Annotated in this window: 26 protein-coding genes; 19 read left to right on the top strand and 7 right to left on the bottom strand. The window is 69.7% G+C overall.

Features of this window, described 5'->3' with window-relative positions:
- Window positions 1-40: 40 nt before the first annotated feature.
- The 4 genes from C3942_RS12285 to C3942_RS12270 all read left to right on the top strand — a co-directional run bounded on the left by C3942_RS12285 (window position 41) and on the right by C3942_RS12270 (window position 4694).
- Window positions 41-2035 carry a propionyl-CoA synthetase gene (locus C3942_RS12285; RefSeq protein WP_279331154.1) on the top strand — a complete coding sequence of 665 codons (1995 nt, stop codon included), beginning with the start codon at window positions 41-43 and terminating at the stop codon, window positions 2033-2035.
- A gap of 105 nt (window positions 2036-2140) precedes the next feature.
- Window positions 2141-3211, top strand: coding sequence for an SMP-30/gluconolactonase/LRE family protein (locus C3942_RS12280; RefSeq protein WP_207766066.1), 1071 nt, complete (start codon window positions 2141-2143; stop codon window positions 3209-3211).
- A gap of 64 nt (window positions 3212-3275) precedes the next feature.
- The gene (locus tag C3942_RS12275; protein ID WP_104230635.1) at window positions 3276-4130 is read left to right on the top strand and encodes an alpha/beta fold hydrolase; all 855 of its coding nucleotides are present in this window, start codon (window positions 3276-3278) and stop codon (window positions 4128-4130) included.
- Between the two features lie 18 nt (window positions 4131-4148).
- Window positions 4149-4694: a Pycsar system effector family protein gene (locus C3942_RS12270; protein ID WP_104230634.1), complete on the top strand. Its 546-nt coding sequence runs from the start codon at window positions 4149-4151 to the stop codon at window positions 4692-4694.
- An 84-nt stretch (window positions 4695-4778) separates the two neighbouring features.
- On the opposite strand, the gene C3942_RS12265 is transcribed toward C3942_RS12270, so the two are convergent.
- Entirely contained in the window at window positions 4779-6005 is a 1227-nt protein-coding gene (locus C3942_RS12265) for a saccharopine dehydrogenase family protein (RefSeq protein WP_104230633.1), read from the bottom strand.
- A gap of 133 nt (window positions 6006-6138) precedes the next feature.
- Here C3942_RS12265 and C3942_RS12260 point away from each other — a divergent pair, with 133 nt between their 5' ends.
- Window positions 6139-6546: a PaaI family thioesterase gene (locus tag C3942_RS12260; protein ID WP_207766065.1), complete on the top strand. Its 408-nt coding sequence runs from the start codon at window positions 6139-6141 to the stop codon at window positions 6544-6546.
- Here C3942_RS12260 and C3942_RS12255 read toward each other — a convergent pair.
- Window positions 6543-7061, bottom strand: coding sequence for a DUF2937 family protein (locus tag C3942_RS12255; protein ID WP_104230632.1), 519 nt, complete (start codon window positions 7059-7061; stop codon window positions 6543-6545). The genes C3942_RS12260 and C3942_RS12255 overlap by 4 nt on opposite strands.
- 150 nt (window positions 7062-7211) lie before the next feature.
- Here C3942_RS12255 and C3942_RS12250 point away from each other — a divergent pair, with 150 nt between their 5' ends.
- Window positions 7212-8084, top strand: coding sequence for a DUF1295 domain-containing protein (locus C3942_RS12250; protein WP_104230631.1), 873 nt, complete (start codon window positions 7212-7214; stop codon window positions 8082-8084).
- Between the two features lie 185 nt (window positions 8085-8269).
- On the opposite strand, the gene C3942_RS12245 is transcribed toward C3942_RS12250, so the two are convergent.
- Window positions 8270-8908: a TetR/AcrR family transcriptional regulator gene (locus tag C3942_RS12245; protein ID WP_104230630.1), complete on the bottom strand. Its 639-nt coding sequence runs from the start codon at window positions 8906-8908 to the stop codon at window positions 8270-8272.
- Between the two features lie 105 nt (window positions 8909-9013).
- On the opposite strand from C3942_RS12245, the gene C3942_RS12240 reads away from it, so the two are divergent.
- From C3942_RS12240 to C3942_RS12230, 3 genes are read left to right on the top strand one after another with little or no spacing between them, the layout of a single operon-like run.
- Window positions 9014-9985: an alpha/beta fold hydrolase gene (locus C3942_RS12240; protein WP_165797434.1), complete on the top strand. Its 972-nt coding sequence runs from the start codon at window positions 9014-9016 to the stop codon at window positions 9983-9985.
- A gap of 31 nt (window positions 9986-10016) precedes the next feature.
- Window positions 10017-10556: a YaeQ family protein gene (locus tag C3942_RS12235; protein WP_104230808.1), complete on the top strand. Its 540-nt coding sequence runs from the start codon at window positions 10017-10019 to the stop codon at window positions 10554-10556.
- Window position 10557: 1 nt separating this feature from the next.
- Window positions 10558-11544: a hypothetical protein gene (locus C3942_RS12230; RefSeq protein ID WP_104230628.1), complete on the top strand. Its 987-nt coding sequence runs from the start codon at window positions 10558-10560 to the stop codon at window positions 11542-11544.
- A 19-nt stretch (window positions 11545-11563) separates the two neighbouring features.
- Here the strand turns inward: C3942_RS12230 and C3942_RS12225 are convergent, their stop codons facing one another.
- A complete protein-coding gene (locus C3942_RS12225; protein ID WP_104230627.1) occupies window positions 11564-11905 on the bottom strand; it encodes a winged helix-turn-helix transcriptional regulator in 342 nt (113 codons plus the stop codon).
- 105 nt (window positions 11906-12010) lie between these two features.
- Here C3942_RS12225 and C3942_RS12220 point away from each other — a divergent pair, with 105 nt between their 5' ends.
- The 5 genes from C3942_RS12220 to C3942_RS12200 all read left to right on the top strand — a co-directional run bounded on the left by C3942_RS12220 (window position 12011) and on the right by C3942_RS12200 (window position 16606).
- The gene (locus C3942_RS12220) at window positions 12011-13096 is read left to right on the top strand and encodes an NAD(P)H-dependent flavin oxidoreductase (protein ID WP_104230626.1); all 1086 of its coding nucleotides are present in this window, start codon (window positions 12011-12013) and stop codon (window positions 13094-13096) included.
- 51 nt (window positions 13097-13147) lie between these two features.
- On the top strand, window positions 13148-14017 hold the full coding sequence (locus C3942_RS12215) for a lysophospholipid acyltransferase family protein (protein ID WP_165797433.1): 870 nt from the start codon (window positions 13148-13150) through the stop codon (window positions 14015-14017).
- A 62-nt stretch (window positions 14018-14079) separates the two neighbouring features.
- Window positions 14080-15021: a diacylglycerol/lipid kinase family protein gene (locus C3942_RS12210; RefSeq protein WP_104230624.1), complete on the top strand. Its 942-nt coding sequence runs from the start codon at window positions 14080-14082 to the stop codon at window positions 15019-15021.
- On the top strand, window positions 15018-15827 hold the full coding sequence (locus C3942_RS12205; protein WP_104230623.1) for a metallophosphoesterase family protein: 810 nt from the start codon (window positions 15018-15020) through the stop codon (window positions 15825-15827). The genes C3942_RS12210 and C3942_RS12205 overlap by 4 nt, the downstream gene beginning before the upstream one ends.
- The gene (locus C3942_RS12200; protein WP_104230622.1) at window positions 15824-16606 is read left to right on the top strand and encodes a phosphatase PAP2 family protein; all 783 of its coding nucleotides are present in this window, start codon (window positions 15824-15826) and stop codon (window positions 16604-16606) included. The genes C3942_RS12205 and C3942_RS12200 overlap by 4 nt, the downstream gene beginning before the upstream one ends.
- 52 nt (window positions 16607-16658) lie before the next feature.
- On the opposite strand, the gene C3942_RS12195 is transcribed toward C3942_RS12200, so the two are convergent.
- A complete protein-coding gene (locus C3942_RS12195) occupies window positions 16659-17702 on the bottom strand; it encodes a Rieske 2Fe-2S domain-containing protein (protein WP_104230621.1) in 1044 nt (347 codons plus the stop codon).
- A 226-nt stretch (window positions 17703-17928) separates the two neighbouring features.
- Between C3942_RS12195 and C3942_RS12190 the strand changes: the two genes are divergently transcribed.
- Both C3942_RS12190 and C3942_RS12185 read left to right on the top strand, forming a co-directional pair.
- On the top strand, window positions 17929-18855 hold the full coding sequence (locus C3942_RS12190; RefSeq protein WP_104230620.1) for an MBL fold metallo-hydrolase: 927 nt from the start codon (window positions 17929-17931) through the stop codon (window positions 18853-18855).
- Window positions 18852-19682 carry an SDR family oxidoreductase gene (locus C3942_RS12185; protein WP_104230619.1) on the top strand — a complete coding sequence of 277 codons (831 nt, stop codon included), beginning with the start codon at window positions 18852-18854 and terminating at the stop codon, window positions 19680-19682. The genes C3942_RS12190 and C3942_RS12185 overlap by 4 nt, the downstream gene beginning before the upstream one ends.
- 55 nt (window positions 19683-19737) lie before the next feature.
- Here C3942_RS12185 and C3942_RS12180 read toward each other — a convergent pair whose 3' ends face one another.
- A complete protein-coding gene (locus C3942_RS12180; protein WP_104230618.1) occupies window positions 19738-20325 on the bottom strand; it encodes a Crp/Fnr family transcriptional regulator in 588 nt (195 codons plus the stop codon).
- Between C3942_RS12180 and C3942_RS12175 the strand changes: the two genes are divergently transcribed.
- Window positions 20324-20569: a hypothetical protein gene (locus C3942_RS12175; RefSeq protein ID WP_104230617.1), complete on the top strand. Its 246-nt coding sequence runs from the start codon at window positions 20324-20326 to the stop codon at window positions 20567-20569. The genes C3942_RS12180 and C3942_RS12175 overlap by 2 nt on opposite strands.
- 10 nt (window positions 20570-20579) lie before the next feature.
- On the opposite strand, the gene C3942_RS12170 is transcribed toward C3942_RS12175, so the two are convergent.
- Window positions 20580-21758, bottom strand: coding sequence for a WG repeat-containing protein (locus C3942_RS12170; protein WP_165797432.1), 1179 nt, complete (start codon window positions 21756-21758; stop codon window positions 20580-20582).
- A gap of 202 nt (window positions 21759-21960) precedes the next feature.
- Here C3942_RS12170 and C3942_RS12165 point away from each other — a divergent pair, with 202 nt between their 5' ends.
- Window positions 21961-22266, top strand: coding sequence for an EF-hand domain-containing protein (locus C3942_RS12165; protein ID WP_104230615.1), 306 nt, complete (start codon window positions 21961-21963; stop codon window positions 22264-22266).
- A gap of 67 nt (window positions 22267-22333) precedes the next feature.
- On the top strand, window positions 22334-23566 hold the full coding sequence (locus C3942_RS12160) for an aminotransferase class V-fold PLP-dependent enzyme (protein WP_104230614.1): 1233 nt from the start codon (window positions 22334-22336) through the stop codon (window positions 23564-23566).
- The last annotated feature ends 36 nt before the right edge of the window (window positions 23567-23602 follow it).

Here is a 23602-nt window from a genome sequence, read left to right as displayed (position 1 = left end):
ACGGACCGCTCACCCCGAGTAGCGCCGCGCAGCGTCGCGTATCGAGGGACCGTGGCGAACGTGGCGCGATACGCACGCTCGCTGCGCTCACGAGGCTACTCGCCATGAGCGGACCGTCGTCGCCCACCAGGAGAAAGCGATGAGCCGCTACCAGACCGAATACCGCCGTTCCCTGGCCGAGCCCGAGGCCTTCTGGGCCGAGCAGGCCGAGAAGCTGCATTGGCACCAGCGCTGGGGCAAGGTGCTGGACGACAGCAACGCCCCGCTCTACCGCTGGTTCGCCGGCGGCCGATTCAACACCTGCTACAACGCGCTGGACCGCCATGTGGAGAACGGCCGCGCCGACCAGGCCGCGCTGATCTACGACAGCCCGGTGACCGGCACGGTGCGCCACTACAGCTACCGCGAACTGCGAGACACGGTGGCACGCTTCGCCGGCGCGCTGCGCGCCCAGGGCGTCAGGCAGGGTGACCGCGTCGTGATCTACATGCCGATGGTGCCGGAGGCGGCCGTGGCCATGCTGGCCTGCGCGCGCATCGGTGCGATCCATTCCGTGGTGTTCGGCGGCTTTGCCGCGCCGGAACTGGCCAAGCGCATCGACGACGCCCAGCCGGTGCTGGTGGTGTCCGCCAGCTGCGGCGTGGAGGCCGGGCGCATCATCGAGTACAAGCCACTGCTGGACCAGGCACTGGAACTGTCCTCCCACAAGGTCCCGCACTGCATCGTCCTGCAGCGCCCGCAGGCCGTGGCCAGTCTGCAGGCACCGCGCGACGTCGACTGGCAGGAGGCGGCCACCGCCGCCGCGCCGGCGGACTGCGTACCGGTGGCGGCCACCGATCCGCTCTACGTGCTCTATACCTCGGGCACCACCGGCAAGCCCAAGGGCGTGGTGCGCGACCACGGCGGCCACGCGGTGGCGATGCGCTACTCCATGGAGGCAGTCTACGACGTGAAGCCCGGCGAGGTGTTCTGGGCCGCGTCCGACGTGGGCTGGGTGGTGGGCCACTCCTACATCGTCTACGCGCCGCTGCTGCAGGGCTGCACGACGATCCTCTACGAGGGCAAGCCGGTGGGCACGCCGGATGCCGGCGCCTTCTGGCGGGTGATCTCGCAGCACCGCGTCAGCACCTTCTTCACCGCGCCCACCGCCTTCCGCGCGATCAAGAAGGAAGACCCGCGCGGCGAACTGCTGAAGAAGTACGACCTCTCCTGCCTGCGCACCCTGTTCCTGGCCGGCGAGCGCTCCGATCCGGACACCATCCAGTGGGCGCAGCAGATGCTGCAGGTGCCGGTGGTGGACCACTGGTGGCAGACCGAACTGGGCTGGCCGGCCATCGCCAACTGCCAGGGCATCGAGCCGATGCCGGTGAAGCCGGGCTCCTCCACGGTGCCGGTGCCGGGCTTCGAGCTCTGCGCGCTGGACGCCGACGGCAAGCGCCTGGGTGCCGACGAGATCGGCAACCTGGTGTTGAAGCTGCCGCTGCCGCCGGGCACGCTGTCCACCATGTGGAACAACGAACAGGGCTACCGCGACAATTACCTGGCGCGCTACCCCGGCTGGTATCTCACCGGCGATGCCGGCTATGTCGATGGCGACGGCTACGGCTGGATCATGTCCCGCATCGACGACATCATCAACGTGGCCGGCCACCGCCTGTCCACCGGGGCCATGGAGGAAGTGCTGGCCGGGCACCCGGACGTGGCCGAATGCGCCGTGATCGGCGCCGCCGATACGCTCAAGGGCCAGCTGCCCGTGGGCCTGGTGGTGCTGAAGGCCGGCGTCGGGCGGCCGCAGGACGAGATCCTGCGCGAACTGGTGGAACGCGTGCGCTCGCAGATCGGCGCCGTGGCCTGCTTCAAGCAGGCGGCCATTGTCGCGCGCCTGCCCAAGACCCGGTCCGGCAAGGTGCTGCGCGCCACGATGCGCTCCCTCGCCGACGGCAAGCCCTACACCGTGCCGGCCACCATCGACGACCCGAAGATCCTCGACGAGGTGGCGGGCGCCCTGAAGGGCCTGGGCTACCCCGCCGCGTAAGCGGCTGTAGGAACTTTCCCATTCGTGACTGAATGCCGCTTCTGCCCTGTCGGCAGGGGCGTATAGTCCCTGGCGCGCAGTCCGCGCAAACCAGGGAGCGGAATCATGAACAGGATGTTCAAGGCGGCCCTCGCGGGCCTGTGCCTCGTCGCCGGCGGTGCCGGCGCGGCGGAATTCGGCGACGTCTCGGTGCTGTCGCAGGTGCCGGTGCCCAACGGCTTCCCCGAGGGCATCGTGGTGAAGGGCAACCGCTTCTACGTCGGCGGCCCCGCCACCTTCGGCACCTCGCTCAACAACAAGCCCTCGAGGGTCTTCGAGTTCGACCTCGGCAGCGGCGAACTGACGCGGACCTTCCTGACGCAGGGCGAGAAGGTCTTCGGCTCGGAGCACGCCAACTCCTGCCTGGCCTTCGACGGTGCCGGCCGGCTCTACGTGCTGAACAACCAGATCGGCACCTGGCGCCTGGACCTGCAGACCGAGGTGCAGACCGGCTATTCGGAGCCCTTTCCCAACCTGCCGACCTGCGCGCTGGGCTTGGGCAAGAAGCCCTGCTCGCCCACGCCGCTGAACCTGCCCAGCCTGCCCAACGACATCGTCTTCGACGACGAAGGCAACGCCTATGTCTCCGACTCCATGCAGGCGACGATCTGGCGCATCCCGCCGGGCGGCGGCGCGCCGGAAGTCTGGTTCCAGGACAGCCGCTTCGCCTCGCCCTACATCGGCGTCAACGGCCTGCGCCTGTCGCCCGATCGCACGAAGGTGTTCATCGGCGTGACAGTGGACCTGCTGGGTCGCGGCTCGATCTACACGCTGCCGCTGGTGGCGCAGCCGCAGAAGGAGGACCTGCAGGTATTCCACCGCTACCTCGCCGGCGGGCCGGACGGCTTCGCCTTCGGCAAGTCCGGCAAGCTCTACGTGACGCTGGCCCTGCCGGGCTCCTCGGGCATCTCGGTACTGGAGCCGGACGGCACGGAGTCGGCACGCCTGAAGAACCCGCTGCTGAGCCCCTTCAGGCCCTACGACTCGCCCGCCAACGTCGCCTTCGACGGCCAGGGCAACCTGCTGGTCACCAACCACGCCTTCGCTACCGGCATCCTGCTGCCGGGACAGTTCCAGGTGCTGAAGGTCTTCGTGGACGACACGGAGTCGCCGCTGGCCCAGCCGCTGGTGCCCTAGGGCCTGCAGGAGACCGGCCAGGGGAAACCCGCATTCCCCGCAGCAGCGGCGGTAAACTGCGGGCATGACCACGACAACCCTGGCCGGCCGTAACGGCCTGCCGCTGGCCGCCGACATCGGCGGCTCTCCCGACCGCCCTGCCGTCGTGCTGCTGCACGGCGGCGGGCAGACCCGCCATGCCTGGTCCAAGGCCTTCAAGCGCCTGGTGGCGGAGGGTTATCACGCCATTTCCTACGACGCCCGTGGCCACGGCGGCAGCGGCTGGGCCGAGGACGGCGACTACTCCACCGACGCGATGGTGGCGGACCTGAAGGCGGTGATCGCCACGCTGCGGGCGCCGCCGGCCCTGGTCGGCGCATCGATGGGCGGCATCACCTCCCTGACGACGATCGGCGAGAGCGCATTCCCCTTGGCGACCGCGCTGGTGCTGGTGGACGTGGCACCGACCATCGAGCGCAAGGGCGTCGAGGCGATCCGCCGCTTCATGACGGCCAATCCCGGCGGCTTTGCCAGCCTGGAGGAGGCCGCCGACGCGGTGGCCGCCTACAACCCCGGCCGGCCGCGGCCCAGGGACCCGTCGGGCCTGATGAAGAACCTGCGCCGCGGCGATGACGGCCGGCTCTACTGGCACTGGGACCCGCGCATCATCGCGGTGAGCCAGGAGGAGCATGTCGCCTACCTGGATGCCTACGAGGCCCGCATGAGCGGCGCCGCGCGGAACGTGAAGGTTCCCACCCTGCTGGTGCGCGGCAGCCAGAGCGACGTGGTGAGCCTGGAAGGCGCGCAGCGCCTGCGCGAACTGATCCCGCAGGCCGAGATCGCGGACATCGCCGGCGCGGGACACATGGTGGCCGGCGACCGCAACGACGCCTTCAATGATGCCGTGGTGGATTTCCTGGCGCGGCACCTGAAGCAATAGACCGGAGTACCACGGCCGATGAACGAACCGGCGAACCTCGCCCCGCCCAGTCCGCAGCCGCTGCGCATCGAACAGGGCGCGGCGCACCTGGACATCCTGGTGCGCCAGACGCGCATCCATCACATGACGCTCAGCATCACCGCCGATACCAAGGCGAACATGCTGATGATCGCCGCCTCGGTGGTGCTGACCCTGGCGGCGCGCGAGGCCAATGGCGGCGACAGCCTGCCGGCCCTGATCCTGACCGTCTTCAGCCTGGCCTCGGTCTGCCTGGCGATCATCGCCGCCATGCCCAAGCTGGGCAGCGGCGCCAAGGCCACGCCCAGCCGCAACCTGCTGTTCTTTGCCCATTTCACCACGCTGAGCTACGAGCAGTACCTGCGCGAGATGGAAGAGGTCATGAGCTCGCCGGCCAAGACCTACGAGATGCAGCTTCGCGAGATCTACGAGATGGGCCAGTACCTGAAGCGCTACAAGTTCAGGTATGTGCAGGCCGGCTACATGGTGTTCCTGATCGGCCTGTTCGCGGCGGGCTGCGCCTGGATCGTGCAGGCCTTGACCTAGGAGGCAGGCAGAATCCCCAGTGCCGCTGTCGGGAGAGGCGGACCAGAGGGCGGGCGATGCCGTTCAGGCATCGCCCAGGACGCGTCAGCCCACCCGCTCGAACGTCAGGCCGGCGTGCGCCACCAGCCGCTGCACCAGCGCATCGCCCAGCGCCGTGGCCGGCGTCCAGAAACCACCCGCAAGCTGGTCCTTCGGCTTGTCCAGCGCCAGGCAGGCACCGGCCTCGCCCAGCATCTTGCCGGTGGAACCGTAGCCCGGATCGCGGTCGCCGGTGACCTTCACCACCAGCTTGCGGCCCGAGGCGGTTTCGCCGAAGACGCGGTGGTCGAAACGGCCCTTCTCCTGCTGCTCCGGCGTGGGGCCCTCGCCCGGCTGGGGCACCACGTATTTCTCCAGCAGCCGGCGGGTGGGCCCGACCGCGGTCGCCGCAATGAAGCCGCCCAGGCCCAGGGCGGTGCCGGAAGCGACCAGCCGGCCCTTGAGGCCCGGACCGGTCATCACGGCCTCGTCGTAGCGGAAGTCGGCGCCGTAGGAGCGGCCGGTCAACGCATTGGAGCGGTGCACCACGCGCGTGTTGATGGCGGCCATCACGAAGGGCGACAGCCAGCTGCGTGCGTCCTCGTCGTACTCGGCGAAGGTCACGTTGGGCTGGCGCGGGCCCTGGCTGAATTCCGGCGGGCAGATGCCGTAGGGATCGCCCATCATGCGACGCACCGCCGGATCGCGGGCGCTTTCCGCCACCGCGTTCATCAGGCTGGCTGCGGTGCCGCCGGAGAAGCCGCCGCGCAGGGTCTTCACGCGCATCTTGACCCGCGTGCAGGGCTCCCCGAACTCGCGCAGCGACTCCTTCTGCAGGAAGTGCACGCCGAGGTCGGAGGGAATCGAGTCGTAGCCGCAGCAGTGGACGATGCGCGCGCCGCTGCGCCGGGCGGTGTCCTCGTGCGCCGCGATCATGCGCCAGATCCACTGCACCTCGCCGGTCAGGTCGCAGTAGTCGGTGCCGGTCTCGGCGCAGGCCTGCACCAGCGGCGAGCCATAGAGTGCGTAGGGGCCGACGGTGGAGATCACCACGTCGGCGGACTCGCAGAGCTTGCGCAGGGCCGCAGTGTCGGCCGCGTCGGCGATGACCAGCGGCAGCGCCGCGGCATCGGCGCCCAGGCTGTCGCGCAGCTGCTCCAGCTTGCCGCGGGAGCGCCCGGCCAGGGCCCAGCGGAAGCTGCCATTCGCACCATGGCGCTGGAACAGGTAGCGCGCCAGGATCTGGCCGACGAAGCTGGTGGCGCCGAAGACGACGGCTTGGTACTGGCTCATTGCGGGGCTCCCCTGGATTTGCGGTGGCCGAGGATAGCCGTTGACGCCGGCCCCTGCACCGTCCAGGCGCGGTGTGCCCCGGCCGCGGCGCTGCCCCAGAATGGCGGCAAGGTCCCTTGCCGGAGCAGAAGCCGTGAGTTCGCTGGAGCAGTTCCTGCCGTACGTGGTCGATCACCCCTTGCACCGCGCCATGGGCGTTGAGCGCATCGAAGCCGCCGGCGGGCGTTCGCGCATCGAGATCGACGTGGGCGGAGACATGGTCAACGCCGCCGGCATGTTCCTGGGCGGCAACGTCTACACGATCTGCGACATGGCCTGCTACGCCGCCCTGCTGAGCGAGTTGCCGGAGGGGCACAACGCCGTCACCCACGACATCCATGTCTCGCTGATGCGGGGCGCCAGGGCCGGCGACCGCGTGGTCTTCAGCGGCCGCGTGATCCGCCGCGGGCGTTCGGTGGCCTTCATGGAGGCCGAGGCACGCGTCGGCGAGGACGTGGTGGCCCGCGCCACCGTCACCAAGAGCATCCTGGCGCCGCGCTAGCGGAAACTGTCCGCGCGCCGCGCGCCGCCCCCCCGGAAAGCCAGGCCGACGAGGCTCGTCAGCAGCCAGGCCAGCAGCAGGCCGGCCAGCGCATAGGCGCCCGCCTCCAGCGTCAGTGGCAGGCCCGGCTCGAAGCGCGCAGCGGCATGGATGGCCGGGTCGAAGTTGCGCGCCAGCACCAGTGGGCGCTCCCAGGCCGGGGCGCTGCGCAGCGCCTCCTGCATGGCGCTGTAGCGCCGGTAGCGCTCCAGGGTACTGCGGTGGATGCGCCCGGAGGCCTGGAACACCGCGTCGGCGTTCTCCTCGTGGCGCCGCACGAAATCCTCCACGCCCAGGTGCAGCGTGGCCGCCTCGGCCAGCAGTTCGCGGTAGCGCGCCTCGGCCTCCATCTGCGCGCCGGCCAGGGTGTTGCCGTAGGCCAGGAAGTAGACCGGGAACTGCGCGGCCGCGACCGCGAGGACCACGGCGGCGATCCGCTCGGAGACGCCACCCAGGAAGCGGGCAAGGAGGTTCATGGGCCTGAGGATAGGTTCACCGGCTTCCGACCGCCAGCCGGTCCCGCAGGTTCCGGCCCGCCCTACTCCGCCAAGACGAGGTTGCCCCTGGATGGCGGCGTCATAGTGGTCAAAATAAACGCAGCACCGATCCCGGAGGGGGGATACAGGATGGCCAGCAAGTCGGATTTCGCGCCGATCGTGGTGTCGTATGTCATCTGCACCGGCCTGGCCTTGGCCGTGATGCTGGGCTTGGGACTGCCACAGCCCTATGACGCGCTGGCGGGCGACATCGCCGCCACCATCGTGATCTTCGCTTTCAGCCGCAAGTACCGCAACTCCAGTTTCTACGACGCCTACTGGAGCGTGATCCCGCCCCTGCTGGCGGTGTACTGGTGCTGGCTCAACGCCGACGCCGGCGCCAACCCGGCGCGCATCGCGCTGGTCGTGGGACTGGTCTGGCTCTGGGGCATCCGCCTCACGGCCAACTGGGCCACCTTCTGGGGCGGCCTGCACCACGAGGACTGGCGCTATCCGCTGGTCCGCCAGCGCGCCGGCAAGGCCGAGCTCCTGGCCGACTTCTTCGGCATCCACCTGTTTCCCACCTTCCAGGTATTCCTGGGCTGCCTGCCGGTCTACGCGGTGATCCGCTATGGCCAGGGCGAACTGGGCTGGCTCGACGCGCTGGCCTTCATCGTGACGCTGGGCGCCATCACCATCGAGACCGTGGCGGACCTGCAGCTGCATGCCTACATCGCGAAAAAGAAAAAGCCGGGCGAGTTCATCACCAGCGGCCTCTGGGGCTGGTCGCGCCACCCCAATTACTTCGGCGAGCTGAGCTTCTGGTGGGGCCTGATGCTGTTCGGCCTGGCCGCCGCGCCGCAGTACTGGGCCTGGCTGATCCCGGGAGCCCTGGCGATGACGGCGATGTTTGTCTTCGCCAGCATCCCGCTGATGGACCAGCGCAGCGTCGAGCGCCGTCCGGCCTACGCGGACCACATGAAGAAGGTTTCCGCGCTGGTGCCGCTGCCGCCGCGGCGCTAGGGAAACTCCGGAGCCTTGCCGTTCGCCCTGAGCTTGCCGAGGGGCTGGACGGAAACTCGCGGGCCAGCAGCGGGGAGGTCCTCCCGCGCTTCGGCAGGCTCAGCACGAACGGGCTCTTCCAGAGCTTTCGCTAGGGCCTGTTGACACTACGGCCGTCGGTGCGACGGCCGTAGTGTCAACAGGCCCTAGCCCTTCAGGTAGCGCAGCAGCACCGTCTTCAGTTCCCCGGCCACCGCGGGCCGGAGCTTGCGCGCCGGCGGCTCCAGCACCAGCCGGTGCGTGAAGTGCTCCAGCATCTGGATCACGAACCAGGCCTGCAGCTCGGCGTCGTCGCGCCGCACCTCGGGATGCCGGGCCAGCACCTGGGCCAGTTCCTCGCCATAGCGCCGCTCCAGCTGCCGCAGGCGCTCGCGCGTCTGTTCCGGCAGCAGCCCTCCCTCGTACAGCAGGCGGTGCAGGCCGGGGTGCTGCTGGTGCAGGGCCAGGAACGCGGCCACCAGCGCCTCCAGCAGCAGCTCCAGCGGCCATCGGTCGCCTCCGGCCGCCGCATCGAGCAGGCGGCGCGCCTGCGCCTCGGCGTCGTCCAGATGCCGCTCGGCCAGGGCCACCAGGATCGCGTCCTTGTTGGGGAAGTACTGGTACAGCGAGCCTACCGAGATGCCGGCACGGTCGGCGATGCGCGCCGTGGTGCCTGCGGCATGCCCATGCTCCTCGAAAACCTGAACAGCGGCTTCCAGGATCGCCGCCACGGTGAACCGCGAACGCTCCTGAACGGGTTGTTTCAGCTGGGGATTCGGGCGCTTGCGGCGCGACGCGGCAGGCATGGGCGGATGCGAATCGACAATGTGACGGATTATTCGCATTCTGTGCCTGCCCGCGGCGGGCTGCAAACCGCCGCGGAAGATCCCTCCCGAGCAGGCTCCGCACCGATGAACGCTTCCGCCCCCGCAGCACCCTACTGGCACCGCTACTACAGCACCGCGGAGATCGAGCGGATCCGCCGCGTGCTGCAGGTGCGGCAGTTGCCGTCCACCGGCGTGACGCTGCATCTGGACATCTACCCTCAGCCGCGGCGTGGCGCACCGCTGCTGGTGCTGAATCATGGCGGGGGCGGCTACGGCGGGCTTTTCGTGAAGCTGGCCATGGCTTGCCATGCGCTCGGCTATACCGTGGTGCTGCCCGACCAGAAGGGCCAGGGCCGCTCGGGCGGCGCGATGGGCGACTTCACCATCGACGAGGCCGTGCAGAACATCGTGGACGTGGCGCGCTGGGCCCGGCAGGAGTATGGCGGCACTCTCTACCTCGGCGGCGGCAGCGTCGGCAGCGGGCTCACCTACTTCGCGGCGGCGGCCATGGCGCGCGACGGCGATCCGCCCGCCGCGGTGCTCTGCCACAACCTCTACGATTTCGGCGATCCCCGCACCGCCCTGGAGTTCACGCGCTTTGCCGTGCTGGCACGGCTGCCGCTGCTGCCGCCGCTGTTCCGCGCACTGATGCGCGGCCTGGCCCGGCTGGCTCCCGGCCTGCGGCTGCCGTACCGGCCGCTGGCGAAGTTCCGCGAGATGCTCGACCGGCGCGACTGGGACGGCGGCTTCCACGAGCTCTGGCGCCGCGATCCGCATATCCTGACCACGGTCACGGCGCGCTACTTCGCCAGCGTGCTCGGCACGCCGGCAGCGATCCCCTTCGAGCAGAACCAAGCGGTGCCGGTGCTGGTCACCAACCCCACGCGCGACCGCATGGTGCGGCCGGAGGTGACGCGGCAGAGCTTCCTGCGCCTGGCAGGACCCCGGCGCTATGCCGAACTCGACTTCGGCCACTTCTCCCTGCAGCCCGAGTTCACGCAGCAGCTGGCCCGGCTGGCCGACGCCTGGTTCAAGGAGCACGGTGCCGGCGGGTGAAGCCGCCGGGCTTTCGCTACACTCCGGCGCCATGGCACAGACCGCTACCCTGCATCACTTCGCGATCCAGCTCGCCGACATGGACCGCGGCGTCTACGAGAACCTGGAACTGCGCGTGGCACGCCAGCCCTCGGAGACCGCCGAGTTCATGCTGATCCGCGTGCTGGCCTACTGCCTGGAATACCAGGACGGCATCCTGCTGACCGAGGGCATTGCCGCCGTGGACGAGCCGGCCGTGATGGTGCGCGACCTCACCGGACGCGTGACGGCCTGGATCGAGGTGGGCGCACCCGACCCGGAGCGCCTGCACCGCGGCAGCAAGCTGGCGGGACGCGCCGCGGTCTACACGCACCGCGACCCGGAACAACTGCTGGCGCAGTACACCGGGCAGCGCATCCACCGCGCCGCCGACATCCCGGTCTACAGCTTCGACCGTCCGCTGATCACCGCCATCGCCGGGAGGCTGGAACGGCGCAACAGCCTGTCGGTCACGGTCACCGAGCGGCAGCTCTATCTCGACCTCGGCGGCGAGAACCACATGCTCGCCATCACGGAACGGCGGGCCGGCTGAAATGACCACGGACTGGCAGGGCGCGAGGTATCGCCGCGGACAGTCCGCCGGACACTACGAAAGCTGGTTCCTGCGCGCGAACCATCCGCAGCGCGCCGAGGCCTTCTGGCTGCGCTATACGATCTTCGCGCCGCAGGGCCGGCCGCAGGATGCGATCGGCGAACTGTGGGCGGTGTACTTCCACCGCGAGCAAGGGCGGCTCTGCGCGGCGAAGTCGGAAATCCCGATGGGTGACTGCGTCTTTTCCGGCCAGGGCCTGGACCTGCGGATCGGCGCGGCGACGCTGCAGCACGGCAGGGCGCAGGGCCAGGCCGTCGGTCCGCATCGCATCGGCTGGGACCTGCGCCATGGCGGCGGCGGCCCGCCGCTGCTGTTCCTGCCCACCGCGCTCTACGACGGGGGCTTCCCCAAGGCCAAGGCGGTGACGCCGCGGCCACTGGTGCGCTTCTCCGGCCAGCTGGAGGTGGACGGCCGGTGCATCGCCGTCGACGACTGGCTGGGCAGCGAGAACCACAACTGGGGCAGCAAGCACACGGACCGCTACGCCTGGGGACAGGTCGCCGGCTTCGACGATGCACCAGAGGCGTTCTTCGAGGCGATCTCGGCGCAGCTGAAGATCGGGCCGCTGCAGACGCCGCGGTTGACGATGATGGTGCTGCGACTGGACGGCGAGGAGTACCGCCTCAATACGCCGCTGCAGGCGCTGCGCGCCAGCGGCGACTGGCGGTTCTTCGAGTGGCATTTCGACAGCCGCAGGCGCGGCCTGCGCATCCACGGGCGCATGCATGCCGCGCGCGAGGATTTCGTGGGGTTGCGCTACATGAACCCGCCGGGCGGCGACCATACCTGCCTGAACTCGAAGATCGCCGCCTGCGAGGTGACTCTGGAGCGCGCGGGAATGCCGTCGCGGACGCTGCGCACGGACAGCCGCGCCGCCTTCGAGATCCTCACCGACGAGACCTCGCACGGCGTCAGCATCGTTGCTTGAAGTGAAGCGTTGACTGGCCCTAGTTGCGCCTTTTCAGCCGGTGACCGACGTCGACGATCGCCGCGATGGCCGGCCGCAGCTCGGCGCCCAGTTCGCTGAGCGCATACTCCACGGTGGGCGGTGAACTCGCGACCTCGCGGCGGATCACCACGCCGTCGCGCTCCAGCTGGCGCAGGCGCGCCGTCAGCACCTTGGCCGAGACGCCCTTGATGTCGGCGCGCAGCTCGCCGAAGCGGCGCGGACCGTCGCGCAGATACCAGATGACATGCGGCGACCAGGCGCCGCTGATCAGGCTCATGCATTCGCCGAGGGGACAGACCTCCGGCGGCGGCTCGACGCGGCTTCTTCGGAGCTTGACCATGCCTGACCTCCGGTTACCTGCGGGTAACGTGATTATTTCCGGAAACGGGTTACCAAGGGTAACCAGCGCAGTATAGTGCCGCCACCTCGAACCAGGAGCCTTCGCATGTGGCAGGACACCGCGGTGAGCCGGAAGCTGGGTTTGCGCTATCCCATCGTGCAGGGGCCCTTCGGCGGCGGCCTGTCCTCGGTCGACCTGCTGGCGGCGGTATCGGAGGCGGGCGGACTCGGGTCTTTCGGCGTGCACCACCTGGAACCGGCACAGATCCGTGACCTGGACGCGACGATCCGCGCACGGACGAACAAGCCCTATGCGCTGAACCTGTGGGTCTCGAATCACGACCAGGGCGGCCTGTCGCTGACGCCGGAAGTCTTCGCCGCCGGCATCGAGCGCTTCCGCCCCTACTACGAAGAACTGGGCGTGGAGCCGCCGCCGATGCCGGCGCGCTACGGCCAGAGCTTCGATGAACAGGTCGAGGCGGTGCTGGAAGCACGTCCACCAGCCTTCAGCTTCGTCTTCGGAATCCCCTCGCCGCGCATCCTCGAGGAATGCCGCCGACGCGGCATCGTCACCATCGGCGCCATCACCACGGTCGACGAGGCGGTGGCGATGGAGGCGGCCGGCGTGGACCTGATCGTGGCCACCGGCTTCGAGGCCGGCGGGCATCGGGTGTCGTTCCTGGCTCCGGCCGAGGATTCGCTGACCGGCAGTTTCGCGCTGATCCCGACGGTCGCGGACCGCGTGAAGACGCCGGTGATCGCCGCCGGGGGCATCGCCGACGGCCGCGGTATCGCGGCCGCGCTGACGCTCGGGGCACAAGGCGTGCAGATCGGCACGGCCTTCCTGGCCTGCCGGCAGTCCTCGGCCAGCACGCCCCACCGGCGCATGCTGTTCGACGAACGCAATCGCTACACCGCGCTGACGCGGGTGTTCAGCGGGCGCCTGGCGCGCGGCATCCGCAATCGCTTCCTGGAAGAGATGAGCGCTTCGGGGGTCCCGCCCTTTCCCTACCCCATCCAGAACTGGTTCACGGGGAGTTTCCGCAAGGCCGCCGGCGCACAGGACCGGCCCGACCTGATGTCGCTCTGGGCCGGCCAGGCAGCGCCCCTGATGCGCCACCATGACGCAACGGCGCTGTTTGCCGAACTGGTCCGCGACGCCTCGGCAAGGCTGGGGCCGCGGGCGGGGTAGTCCCGGGGATGACCGGGTAGAATGCGCGACCTTCATCGTCGCGGTGCCCCGATGTCCATCCTCTTCCACGTTCTGGCATGGCTGCCCCTGGCCGTGCTGCAGGGCCTTGGCGCCTTCGCCGGCTGGCTGCTGTGGGTCACCTCGTCCTCGCGCAAGCGCGTGGCGCTGCGCAACATCGGCCGGTGCATGCCGGAGCTGTCCGAAGCCGAGCAGCGGCGCATCGCTCGGGCCTCCCTCGGCCATGAGATGAAGACCTACATCGAGACCGCGCGCGTCTGGCTCGGCCCCGGCGGACCGGTAAAGAACGCGGTCAAGGAGTGGCGCGGCATCGAGGTGCTGGAGCGCGCCTTCGCCCAGGGCAAGGGCGTGATCCTGCTGACGCTGCACCAGGGCGCCTTCGAGGCCGTGGCCATCCCGATGTCGGCCAACTTCCCGTTCTACGGTCTCTACAAGCCGCAGAAGGGCGCGCTCAATGCGCTTTCATTGAAGGGACGCTGCCGCTTTGGCGGCCGCATGGTCGCGGCCGAGGCCGGCGTGCGCAAGGCAGCGCTGCCGCTGCTGGCCCAGGGGCTGGGCGTCTACTACATGCCGGACCACGATCCCCCGCCGGGACGCGGCGTGTTCGTTCCCTTCATGGGCGTGCCGGCACACACCCCGACGCTGATCGCGCGCCTGGCGCAGGAATCGGGCTCGCCGGTGGTGTTCATGTTCGGCGAGCGCCTGCCCTGGGCAGGCGGCTACGTCGCCCACTACGTCGAGGCGCCCGCCGGCATCCACGACCCCGACGTGGAGAAAGCGACCGCCGCGATGAACCAGGGCCTGGAACAGTGCGTCAGGGACTGCCCCGAGCAGTACTGGTGGGGCTACAAGCGCTTCCGCCGCCAGCCGCCGGGCGCGCCCGACTTCTACCGCGGCGCCTGAGCCGGATTGAACCCGGCCGCGTTTGTGGCAGTCTGAGCGGCACGACCATCGGCCGCCCGACCATGACCCTGCCCCGCAGCGACGGACCGCTGTTCATCGTCATCAATGCCGGATCCGGTGCCCGGCACGCCAGCGAGATCCAGCCGAAGATCGCGGCGCTGCTGGGCGCCGCGGACCGCGCACACCGTTTCCTGCCTGCCCACGGCGGTGGCGTGGTGGCCGCGGCGCGGCAGGCCGTGGCCCTGGCGCGAGAACAGCAGGGCGTCGTGGTCGCCGCCGGCGGCGACGGCACCATCAATGCCGTGGCCCAGGCCGTCATCGGGGCGGGCCTTCCCTTTGCGGTGCTGCCGCAGGGCACGTTCAACTACTTCGGCCGGACGCACGGCATCCCGCAGGAAACCGAAGCCGCCGTGCGGGCGCTGCTCTCCGCCGAACTGCGGCCGGTGCAGGCCGGCCTGGTCAACGATCGCCTGTTCCTGGTCAATGCGAGCCTGGGCCTGTACCCGACACTGCTGGAGGACCGCGAAGCCTACAAGCGCCAGCTCGGCCGCAGCCGCCCGGTGGCGCTGCTGGCCGGCCTGGTGACGCTGCTGCGTGAACGGCGCCAGCTGGACCTGTGCATCGAACTGGAAGGCGAAACCGTGTGCCTGCGCACACCGACGCTGTTCGTCGGCAACAACCGCCTGCAGCTCGATCAGATCGGCATTGCCGAAGCGCCGGCGCTGGAAGCCGGCCGGCTGGTCGCGATCATGCTCCGGCCGATCCGCGGGCTGAGCATGCTGGGCCTGCTGCTGCGCGGCGCGCTCGGCCGCCTGGGCGAGGCCGAAACGGTGACCAGCTTCTGCCTGCGCCAGCTCACGGTGCGCACGCCGCGGCAGCGCCGCATCAAGGTGGCGGCCGACGGCGAGGTCTTCCATCTGCGGAGCCCGCTGCAGTTCCGCGTGGCGCCGCAGCCGCTGCTGCTGATGGTGCCGCGCCCGGACCAGCGCGTGGAGCCGGCATGACGCTGCTGCTCCAGGTTTCCGATCCCCATTTCGGCACGGAGCGGCCGCCGGTGATGCAGGCGCTGCAGGCGCTCGCGGAGGCCGAGCGGCCGCAGGTCCTGATCGTCTCCGGCGACATCACCCAGCGCGGCAGCCCCGGGCAGTTCGACGCGGCCCGGCGCTATCTCGACGGCTTGGGCATACCGGCGATGCTGGCCGTGCCCGGCAACCACGACATCCCGCTGCTGCAGCCCCTGGCGCGCTGGCTGCGGCCCTATGCCGCCTTCCACCGGGCCTTCGGTCCCGAATTGGAGCCGGTGCTGGAAATGCCGGAGCTGCTGGCCATCGGGGTCAACACGACGCGGCCGCGGCGCCACAAGGACGGCGAGGTTTCCGCGGCGCAGGTCGCACGTGTCGCGCAGCGGCTGCGCCGCGCCACGCCGCGGCAACTGCGCATCGTGGTGACGCACCAGCCGGTGCACGTGGTGCGGCCGCGCGACGAACACAACCTGCTGCATGGAGCCGGGCCGGCCGTGCGGGCCTGGGCCGAAGCCGGTGCCGACCTGGTGCTGGGCGGCCATATCCATTTTCCCTCGGTCGGCCTGCTGTCCGACCGCTATCCCGGCCTGCCGCGCCGCGCCTGGGGCGTACAGGCCGGCACCGCGGTGTCGCACCGCATCCGCTCCGAGGTGGACAATTCCGTCAACCTGCTGCGCTACGAAGCCGCCGACGGCCGCTGCCTGGTGGAACGCTGGGACTACCTGCCGGAGTCGCGGCGCTTTGGCCTGGCCCGCCGCAGCGAGCTGGCCCTGGACCGCGGGACGTGATTCCGCTCGCCGGCTTCGTCGCCGCCCAGCCGCTGGCGACGTTCGCGGTGCTCTGTTCCGCCCTGCTGGGCCTGGCGGCGCTGTCCTGGGCGCTGATCCGCCACCTGCGCCGCAGCCACTTCTTCAACCGGCGCGAATGGCTGTGGTATCTGTGCTTCAGCTTCGCCACGCTGCTGGCGACGCTGTCGCTGTTCCTGCAGCTGGCCGACGACATCGGCCTGGATCGGTCGCTGGGCCGCTTCGACGAGGACCTGGCGGGCGAACTGGCCCGGCGCCTGCAGCCTGGCACGCTGCGCGCCTTTGCGCTGCTCACCCATCTCGGCGATGCCTGGACGCTGACCGCGCTCTGCATGGTCGTGGCGCTGCTGCTGCTGCGCCGCGGCGAGCGCCGGCTGGCAGTGGCCTGGGTCATCGCCCTGGCCGGCAACGGCCTGCTCAACCGCGCCCTGAAGGAACTGTTCCAGCGCAGCCGTCCCCTCCATGAGCATGGCTGGACCTACGCCGAGGGCTGGAGCTTTCCCAGCGGCCACTCTTCCGGCTCGCTGGTGGCCTACGGCATGCTGGCCTGGCTGCTGATGCGCTTCACCCCGCGCGCGGCACACCTGCCCCTGATGCTGGCCGCCATCGGGCTGGCGCTGCTGGTCGGCTACAGCCGCATCGTGCTGCAGGTGCACTGGTTCAGCGACGTGCTGGCAGGCTTTGCGCTGGGCGCCTCCTGGCTCGCGATCTGCATCACCGGTGCCGAGCTGGCTCGCCTGCGCGCAGGCCCTGAGCCCTAAACGAAAAGCCCGCCGTGAAGGCGGGCTTTTCGTTGCTGCCGGACCGTAAGGATCAGGCGGCTTCGGCCGGGGCCGGGTTCGCCACGTTGGGCGAGAACGTCGGGGCCTCGACGTAGAACTGCTTGAACCACTGGCGGAACTGGATGACCGGGCCGTCGCCGTCGCAGAGCAGCGGGTTCGGACGGTACTTCTTGTTGTTCCAGACGATGAAGTCGACGCTCTCGAAGCCCGCGCTCTCCTCGCCCTCGGCGGCGCCGATCATGTGGTCGATGATCTTCTTGGAGACGTACAGCTCCTTGGTGCCTTCCGGGTAGGCCACGTGGCGGAAGGACATGTTCATCTGCGTCTTGTCCTTGGTGATGGGCACCGTGTAGGACATCATCGTCGCGGTCACGCCTTCCTGCGTGAAGCGCAGGACGTTCAGGCCCGGGCCGTAGGACTTGCCCACGATGTAGCCCTGGCCGATGTTCAGGGTCATCACCGGACCGTCATAGCTGGCCTCGACCGGCGGGATGATCGGCGCGTTGTGCAGGAACTTCAGATGCGCGGTATCGACGCCGTTCTCGGCGATCTCCTGCACGCAGGTGTTGGCCGTCCAGCTGCCGCGGCGGTTGCCGGCGAAGCCGGTGGCGTCTTCCATTTCCGGGATGTAGGGCAGCTCCCAGGTCGGCGCCTCGCAGGCCGGGTGGTGCCAGCACCAGATCATGCCGTACTTCTCCACCACGGGCAGGGTGCGCAGGATCGGCTGCAGGTTGGTGATGGGCGGCTTGCGCTTGCCGTAGGGCACGGACTTGCACCAGCCCTCGGTGTTGTACTCCCAGTGATGGAAGGGGCAGCGCAGATGCTCGCCGCAGACCTTGCCGCCGTGGCCCATGTGGGCGCCCAGGTGCGGGCAGTAGGGGTCGCTCAGGCCGGCCGTGCCGCCCTCGGTACGGAACAGCACCCACTCCTGGCCGAGCAGTTCGACATTGCGCAGCTCGCCGGGCTTGAGGGTGTCGGAAAAGTCGACGAAGAACCAGCCGACCGGAATCGGGAACGGCGCGCGTTCCAGGTTCTTGGATTCCAGCAGAATCTTGAGGTTGATGGGTTTGCTCACGGTAATCTCCTGCAGCTTCTTACGCGCCGGGGCGCACCTGATGATTTCCCTGTGTCGCCGAGTAAAAAGGAAACAGTGGGGTGATTCTGAGGATGCTACGAAACACCCTTCCGGGCCTTCTTAGAATGCATCTTGCGCTTTTGCGAAATTTAGGGCATGCATTCCGGCCCGGAGTTCCCCGGGCGGCCTTTCGCCCCCTGCTCCTTCCTCCCAAGGGAATCGACCGATGCGCAAGCTTGCTGCCTGGATCGTGTGCCTGACCGCCGCCCTCGGCATGCTGTACTGGTGGTATGCCGTCGATGGCCGCATGCCCGCCGATGCCGATTTTCCGCTGGATATCGCGGAGTTGCGGCGCCTGTCCGGCAGCCTGCCGGGCGACCTGCCGCGCGAGGTCCGCTACGAGAAGGTCACCGCGTTCGCCTTTCCCGGGGCGATGATCGCCGCCGGCGACGGCTGGGCCACCCAGGAAATGCCGGTCTACGCCTACCAGCTGATCTATCCGGACCGCACCGGGATGATCGACTCGGCCATGACCCGGGACCTGGCCAAGCCCGACTTCATGGTGCCCTACTTCGACAGCGCCGCTCAGGGGCGCGTCGCGGCGGCGCTGGAACGGGCGTCCTTCATCCTGATCACCCACGAGCACAGCGACCATAGCGGCGGCGTGCTGCAGCATCCGCGGCTGAGGGCCCTGCTGCCCGCGCTGCGGCTGACCCGGGTGCAGATGGACCATCCCCACTACATGGAGCCGGCGGCGGCCCCTGAAGGATCGTTCGCCGGCTACCGGCCGCTGAGCTACGAGCGCGCCGCCGCCATTGCCCCGGGCGTGGTCGCGGTGGCCGCGCCGGGACATACGCCGGGCAGCCAGATGGTCTACGTGCGCCTGGCCGACGGGCGCGAGCTGCTGTTCCTCGGCGATGTGTCATGGAAACATGGCAACATCGAGCGGCAGCGAGAGCGCCCCCGCTTCGTTACCGACTGGCTGATCGGGGAGGATCGTCATGCGGTCTTCGGCCAGCTCAGGACGCTGCACCAGCTTGCGCAGCGGGAGCCCGCCATCCGGCAGGTTCCGGGTCACGACGGCGATGTCGTCGCCGAGCTCACGGCTGCAGGATTTCTGACACCGGGATTCATACGAATAGGCAATCAATGAGCAGAACCGTACTCATCACCGGAGGCAACAGCGGCATCGGCTATGAAATGGCCCTGGCACTGGCCAAGGGCGGCGACCGCGTGATCATCGCCGCGCGCGACGAGGCCAAGTCGGCCGCCGCGGTCGAGAGCATCAAGGCTGCCAGTCCGGGCGCCCGGATCGCGGCGCTGAAGCTCGACCTCTCGGATTTCGGCCAGGTCGACCGCTTCGCCGACTACCTGCTCAAGCGCGTGCCGACCATCGACGTGCTGATCCTCAACGCGGGCGTCTACACCGCCAAGCTGCACACGCTTCCCAACGGCTACGAAGCGATGATCGGCGTCATGCATTTCGGCCATTTCCGGCTGACGCAGCGCCTGCTGGATGCGGTCGTGGCGGCGCCGCAGGGCCGCATCATCGTCACCAGTTCGGTCATGCACAAGATTGCCCGGATCGACGCCCGCAGCTTCACCGATCCGCGCCGGCATCCCACCGGGCTGCACGCCTACGGCCAGGCCAAGCTGGCCAACCTGCTCTTCGTGCGGGAACTGGCGCGGCGCCTGAAGAACACCCGCGTGACCGTCAACGCCTTCCATCCCGGGGCCGTGGCCACCGACATCTATCGCCAGCTCCCCGCGCCGCTGGCGCGGCTGATGAAAGCCTTCATGCTCACTCCGCAGCAGGGCGCCGACACCGCGGTCTGGATGGCCACGGACGACAAATTCAAGGGCGTCAGCGGCAAGTACTACGTCAGCCGCCACCGGCGGCGCGGCAGCGCCAACAGCCGCGACATGGACCTGGCGGCCCGCCTCTGGCGGCTCAGCGAAAAGGCCATGGGCGCCGCGTGACTCCCAGGAAGCACGCGCCGGAGCCCTGCTCGCCGGGGCGCCGATACGCAGCGGCCTAGGGCTCGGCGGGACCGCGCTTGATGCGGCTCAGCGATTCCGGCGTCACGCCGAGGTAGGACGCGATGTGCATCACCGGCGTCTCCGCGACGATCCGCGGCTCCATCGTGCGGCGGAAGTATTCCCAGCGCTGCGCCGCCGACTTGTACTGGATCGTCAGCAGGCGCCGCTCCATCGAGAGGTAGTGCCGCTCGGCCAGCACGCGCCGCAGCGTCTCCCAGGCCGGCGCCGTTTCCGGTCGCAGCATGGCTTCCAGCGGCAGCCACCAGCCCTCGGCATCGGACAGGCACTGCATGTACTCCTGGGACGGCTGCTGCGTGATCAGGCTGGTCAGCGGCAGCACGGCGCTGCCGTCGCAGATCAGGCGCAGGTTCACCTCCTTGTCGTCGAACAGGTAGTAGCTGCGCACCAGGCCGCGCGTCATGAAGAACAGCCGGCGGCAGATCTCGGGCGGGCGGAACAGATGCTCGCCGCGCGCCACGCGCGCCGGCCGCGCCATCCGCCGCAGCTCGGCGGCCTGCACGTCGTCCAGCGGCAGGTAGCGGCGCAGCGCGGCGGCTAGGTCAGCCGTATCATCCGCCGCCATGGATCAGGACCTGGAACACATCGCCGCGCTGCTGGAGCGCTTCCTCGACGAGGACGACCGCGCCGCGCTGGAAGCCGCCTGCACGGCGGCGGCGGCACGCCGCAGCGACATCGACGCGCCGCTGCGCTGGCTGCAGTCACGCCGCGCGCCCGCCGGCCGCAAGGACCTGGCGACGCGGCGCCTGCGCGCCGCCCTGAGGCTCCCGGCGATGCCGGGGCCGCCCTGCCGGCCCGATCCGTACTGAGCGCGCGCCTTCAAGGCTCCACCTTCCAGAGCAGCTTGCCGTCGCGGTCGATATAGCCCCAGCGGCCGTCGCGGCCGGTGACCTGGCTGAACCAGACACGCGCCAGGCCGCCCTGGAAAGGCTCCACCTGGGTCACGCCCTCCAGCGGGCCGATGACCAGTTCGCCCGCCGTGTCGACATAGCCGTAGCCGGCTCGCGGCACCAGCACCGCGGCACGGCCCTCGGAAAAGGGCTCGGCCTGCTGGAAGCGCGCGGCACCCGCCGGCTTGCCGGCAGCGTCGATGTAGCCCCACTGGTGGTTGCGGAAATCGCCCACCGCCACGGCGGCACGGCCTTCGCTGAATTCCCGGGCGCTGAAGAACTGCGGCGCTACGGCGAAGCCACCCTGCGGGTCGAGGTAGCCCCAGCCCTGGTCGCCCGCGCGCGCCGGAGCGCGGGCGTCGCTGTAGTCGGCAGCGATGCGGTAGTCCTTCGACGGCCCGACGACGACCTTGCCCTGGCGGTCGATGTAGCCGAAGCCGTCGCGGAGCTGCACGCGGGCACGGCCGCCGGAGAAGTTGTAGGCGTAGTTGTACTGCGCCGGGATCACGAACTGTCCCTTGCGGTCGATGTAGCCGAAACCCTTGCCGGATACCAGCACCACCGCCAGTCCTTCCCGGAAGCGGAAGGGCTTGTCGAACTGCGGCTCGATCACCCACTTGCCGCCACGGTCGATGCTGCCCCAGCGCCCGGCCTGGGCCACCAGCGCCTGTCCTTCGGCGAAAGGCTCCACCTGGTCGAACTGCGGCGGCACCACCACCGCGCCGCTGCGGTCGAGGTAGCCCAGCTTGCGGCCCATGCGGAAGGGCGCCAGGCCCTCGGCGAAATCGCCGGCGATCAGCGAGGCCAGGCTCACCTCCTGGGCGAACTCGCCGCTGCCGATGCCGACCTTGGCCTGCGGCGAGATCACGAGCTTGCCGTCGAGGTCGATCACCCCGACCTTGCTCCCCACCGCCGCCACGGCCAGCCCGTCCGCGAAGCGCAGCTCGGCATCGTACTGCGGCTCGATCACCACCCTGCCGCCGGCATCGATGGCGCCGTAGCGATCACCCTGGCGGATCGAAAAGCGTGCCGGCGCCTCCGCCGCCCAGGCCGGCAGCAGCAGGCCAGGCAGCAGGGCGGCCAGCAGGCCCCAGGCAGACTTCGGCATCGTCACTCCCCCTTCGGCGTCTCGAGCGCCACAGGCCGCCAGCATAAGCCGTTGTCGCCGTCCGCCGCTGCGGCTAGGCTATGTACGGACGGATCGGCCCCAAGGGCGTGGCCGCGCTTCCGTCACCAGCCTGACCCCAGCGGACAACGGCGTCCCCCCATCGGGCATCGCCATGTCTTCAACATCCGCTCGGAGAATCACCATGTTTCGCTGCAATACCCTGTTCGCCGCCCTGGCCCTGGTCACCGTCACCGCCTCCGCCCATGCCGACCGCCCCCTGCCCGGCGCCGACATGATGGCGCCCGGCAGCAATGTCGTCGGCACGCCGGACTACGGCAAGGACGTCAAGGTGCTGGGAGCCGCCGAACGCCCCTCGCCCGACAAGAACGGCGACGGATTCCTCGACAGCTCCGAGCTGGAGCCGGGCTCGCAGCTGGCCAAGCGCCTGGCCACCCGCGACACCAATGGCGACGGCAAGCTGTCGCGCGACGAGTACTTCTTCAAGTGATCCGCGGCCGGGACGGAGCCGGCGCCGCTCCGTCCCGCCGTCGGCGGCGCAGGGGTAAGATCGGCGGATGACCCCGCTCGATCTCGATTTCGTCCGCGCCCAGTTTCCCGCCTTCGCCGAGCCCTCGCTGCAGGGCCAGGCCTTCTTCGAGAATGCCGGCGGCTCCCATGCCTGCCGCCAGGTGATCGACCGCCTGGGCGAGTACTACCGGCGCCTGAAGGTCCAGCCCTACTATCCCTATCCTGCCTCCACCGAGGCCGGCGCCTGGATGGATGCCTCGCACGAGCGCCTGGCGGCGTATCTCGGCGTCACCGCCGGGGAGCTGCACTTCGGCCCCTCCACGTCCCAGAACAGCTACGTGCTGGCACAGGCTTTCCGCGGCCTGCTGCGGCCGGGCGACGAGATCGTGGTGACCGACCAGGACCACGAGGCCAACAGCGGCGTCTGGCGCCGCCTGGAGGCCGAGGGCGTCGTGGTCCGCGAGTGGCGGGTCGACCCCGCCAGCGGCGCACTGGATCCTGCCGCGCTGGACCCCCTGCTCGGCGAACGCACGCGCCTGGTGGTGTTTCCGCAGTGCTCCAACATCGTCGCCCAGATCAATCCGGTGGCGCAGATCACCGCGAAGGTCCGCGCCGCCGGCGCGCTGTCGCTGGTGGACGGCGTCTCCTACGCCCCGCACGGCCTGCCGGACCTGCGCCAGCTCGGCGCCGACATCTACCTGTTCTCGCTCTACAAGACCTACGGGCCGCACCAGGGCCTGATGGTGCTGGAACGCGGCCTGCTGGAACGGCTGGCCAACCAGGGGCACTTCTTCAACGCTGCGCTGCCGCGCAAGCGCCTGACCCCGGCCGGCCCCGACCATGCGCAGGTCGCGGCGGCGCAGGGCATCGCCGACTACTTCGACGCGCTGGACATCCATCATCACCCGGGGCTCCCTGCAGGCGGCCGTGCGCAGCGCGTGCGCAGCCTGCTGCACCAGGCCGAGCAACCGCTGCTGGCCCGCCTGCTCGAAGGGCTCGGCCGCCTGCGCGGCCTGCGCATCCTGGGCCCCGCCGACGCGGCGCAGCGGGCCGCCACGGTGGCGGTCCTGCCCCTGGGGCAATCGCCTGCCGCCCTGGTCCCGGCGCTGGCGCAGCGCGGCATCCTGGCGGCGGCCGGGCATTTCTACGCGTTGCGCCTGCTGCAGGCGATGGGCCTGGATCCGCAGCAAGGCGTGCTGCGCCTGTCCTTCGTGCACTACAACTCGGCGCGGGACATCGAGCGCCTGCTGACGGCACTGGACGAAGTCCTGGCGGCCTGACGTTCAGCCGCCGTTCTGCCGGCAATGGCAGAATGC

The organism is Solimonas fluminis, assembly GCF_002930645.1.
GTDB classification, from domain to species: domain Bacteria; phylum Pseudomonadota; class Gammaproteobacteria; order Nevskiales; family Nevskiaceae; genus Solimonas_A; species Solimonas_A fluminis.
This window is presented reverse-complemented; position numbering and strand designations above follow the sequence as displayed.